Source organism: Rummeliibacillus sp. TYF005, assembly GCF_003844195.1.
In the GTDB taxonomy this organism is placed as follows: domain Bacteria; phylum Bacillota; class Bacilli; order Bacillales_A; family Planococcaceae; genus Rummeliibacillus.
Genome location: NZ_ML122627.1, coordinates 1 through 2668 on the forward strand (window position 1 = coordinate 1; position 2668 = coordinate 2668).

A 2668-nucleotide genomic window follows, 5' to 3' on the forward strand; every position below is an offset into this window, starting at 1 on the left:
AGAAAGTGTTCAAAACTACTTGACGCTTACAGCAGTACTTCATCAGAAACAGCTCGTGCTAAAAACCCCTACAGAAAGAAATAATTTTGTTAAAAAAACTCTCTCTCTATAGGAGCACATCTTTTAATGACGAGGGTATTGAAGTAGTGCCTATCTGAAACGGAAATCTACTTCTTAAAACGGAAAAAGCGAGCATGAGAAAATTCGTTCTCATGCTCGCAATAATGATTAGAAAGTTTATTTCAGTATCCTAATCAAATGGACAGTAACCTTTTATTATAATAGATGATTTTTAATGGTTTTTATTAAAGACACGCTCTCTGTCAATATTAAAATATTTATAAACATCAACAGGTGATGCCTTTGCGGGGCTGCCTTTATATATTTTTCCTTCTTCAGTATTTTTAATGATCAACGCTCCTGAGGAAATAAAACAATCCTTTCCTATTTTTATTTCATCATTAATCGTACTATTTATTCCTATAAAACAGCTTTCGCCAATTTCGCAGTTTCCTGCAATAACTGCATGTGAAGATATGAAGCAATGATCCTTAATTACAGATCGATGTCCTATATGGTTACCACTCCATAAAATAACGTTATTCCCTACATGAACATGATGTTGTAATACGTTGTTTTCAAAGATAAAGCAATTTTCTCCAACTGTTACGTTTTTCCAGACAAAAGCTTTAGAGCTAACATAAGATACAAATTCATATCCCTTATTTTTTGTTTCATAATATAATCTCGTTCTTAATCGATTGAAATTTGTATACGGAATTGCAACAAAAGCTTTATATTCATTTGCTGGATAAATTTGTTGTACCTCTTCAAAAGGAACAACTGGTAATTCATAAAGCTTGTCTCTATTGATGTAGTCTTTCTCAGCAGTAAATGCGACTACTTCATATTTGGAATCATAGGTAAAATATTCGTATGCAATTTCAGCTAACTCCCCAGCACCTACAATCACTAACTTTTCAGCATTGTTTGGAGATTTATCCATTATATTGATACACCTACCTTCAATTAGTCTATAAATAATCTATTTTTGTGGATGACCTAGCTACAAAGATGATTTATTTAAAACTATATTTCGATAATAATCAACTATTAGAAAATGATTTAAATAAATAGATTATTCTCAGCTAACTAAACATATGAAAGATGTAGCTTCTTTATGATTTAACGTATGTCAATATAGGGCTATAGGAAGGGCTAATTTTTAGAGAATTTTTAGCTTTGTTATTATAACGTTATAAGTTCCTGATTCAAAAGTTCTTCACAAACACGTGCTAATGGTAAGCCCACAACATTTAAATAATCCCCTTCAATACGATCGACAAGAAAAACGCCATCCGTTTGAATACCGTAACCGCCTGCCTTGTCAAATGGATCTTTAGTTGCGATATAGGCTTCGATCAGTTGATCTGAAACATTCTTAAAAATAACCTTAGTTGACTCTACGAATGTAGTTTCTGAGCCATTTTCATCGATAATGGCAACAGCAGTTAATACTTGGTGTGAATTTCCACGAAGTGAATAAAGATGTGATCGTGCTTCTTCACGGTTTTTAGGTTTGTGTAAAAGGACATTATCTTTTACTACAATTGTGTCGGCACCAATAATTACTTTTCCAGGTGCTTTTTTGGCAATATCGCGAGCTTTTAATAACGCGACTCCTGTTACATATTGATCAACGGTGGATGCTTGTACACTTGTTTCTTCTACATCAGATGACATGATTTCAAAAGGGATATGTAATCTAGAAAATAGCTCTTTTCTTCTTGGTGAGGATGATGCTAAGACGAATGATTTTGTTGTATGAAATTGCAATTTGTTCACTCCTTCGTTTGTAATGATACATAAGTTTGAATGATTTTTGTAGTAAACTGTGATGAATATGAAATTCCCCAAAAAATGCCAACTAAATAAAAGAGACCTCTGAAAAATAAAAAAAGGTGACTTTAAGTTCAACATCGAACGAAAGTCGCCTTTTCTTAATAACAGTTTAAGTTTAATCCCATTTACTTTTTAAAGCTTTATCGATTATGTGAATAATGCCCTGGATTAGGTATCGCACCAATTGTACTTACCCAACGGTTCGTATAATTGAAGAATCCTACAACGAATGCTGCTTCTAATATTTCATGATCATTGAAACCAACTGCTCGAAGTTTATCCACTTCATCTGTCGTTAATTCAGCGACATTTTTTGTTGCACGATATGCATAATCACACAGCGCTCTTTGCTTTTCGGTTAAATCTGCTGAACGATAATTATAAGTTAGTTTATCTACCCAAACAGGATCTTGTGTCAACCCTCGAAGGATATCACCATGTGTTGTTAGACAAAAAGTACATGAATTTGTAGAGGAAACGACGAGCCCTATCATCTCTTTGTCAATATTGCTCAGATAACACGTTTGAGAATCAAATAAGGACTGTTTAAAGTCTAAAAATCCTTTAAATTGTTTCGCATTTAATGGAAGAATTTTAAACAAATTATTGAAGAAACCTTGTTGACTCAATTGTGTTTCAATTGTTACATCAAATTCTTTTTGCAATTCTTCTGGTACCTCTGTCTCATTTGGTGGCTCTAGATAAGAATATTTTGGTTCAGTTTTTGACATAATTAATCTCCTCGTATATTAGTAGTAAGAGCTCT

3 protein-coding genes are annotated in these 2668 nt (G+C 33.0%); all 3 read right to left on the minus strand.

What is annotated here, in order from left to right:
- Positions 1-292: 292 nt before the first annotated feature.
- The gene (locus tag CW357_RS17835) at positions 293-1006 is read right to left on the minus strand and encodes an acetyltransferase (protein ID WP_124218792.1); all 714 of its coding nucleotides are present in this window, start codon (positions 1004-1006) and stop codon (positions 293-295) included.
- Between the two features lie 242 nt (positions 1007-1248).
- Positions 1249-1836 (minus strand): Maf family protein, encoded by a 588-nt coding sequence (locus CW357_RS17840; protein ID WP_241155182.1) that lies wholly within the window; start codon positions 1834-1836, stop codon positions 1249-1251.
- 206 nt (positions 1837-2042) lie between these two features.
- On the minus strand, positions 2043-2633 hold the full coding sequence (locus CW357_RS17845) for a peroxidase-related enzyme (RefSeq protein WP_124218796.1): 591 nt from the start codon (positions 2631-2633) through the stop codon (positions 2043-2045).
- Positions 2634-2668 lie beyond the last annotated feature (35 nt).

Excerpts from the sequence above, each read along its gene's own strand:
- CW357_RS17835 (WP_124218792.1), bottom strand. The coding sequence starts at position 1,006 with ATGGATAAATCTCCAAACAATGCTGAAAAGTTAGTGATTGTAGGTGCT.
- CW357_RS17845 (WP_124218796.1), bottom strand. The coding sequence starts at position 2,633 with ATGTCAAAAACTGAACCAAAATATTCTTATCTAGAGCCACCAAATGAG.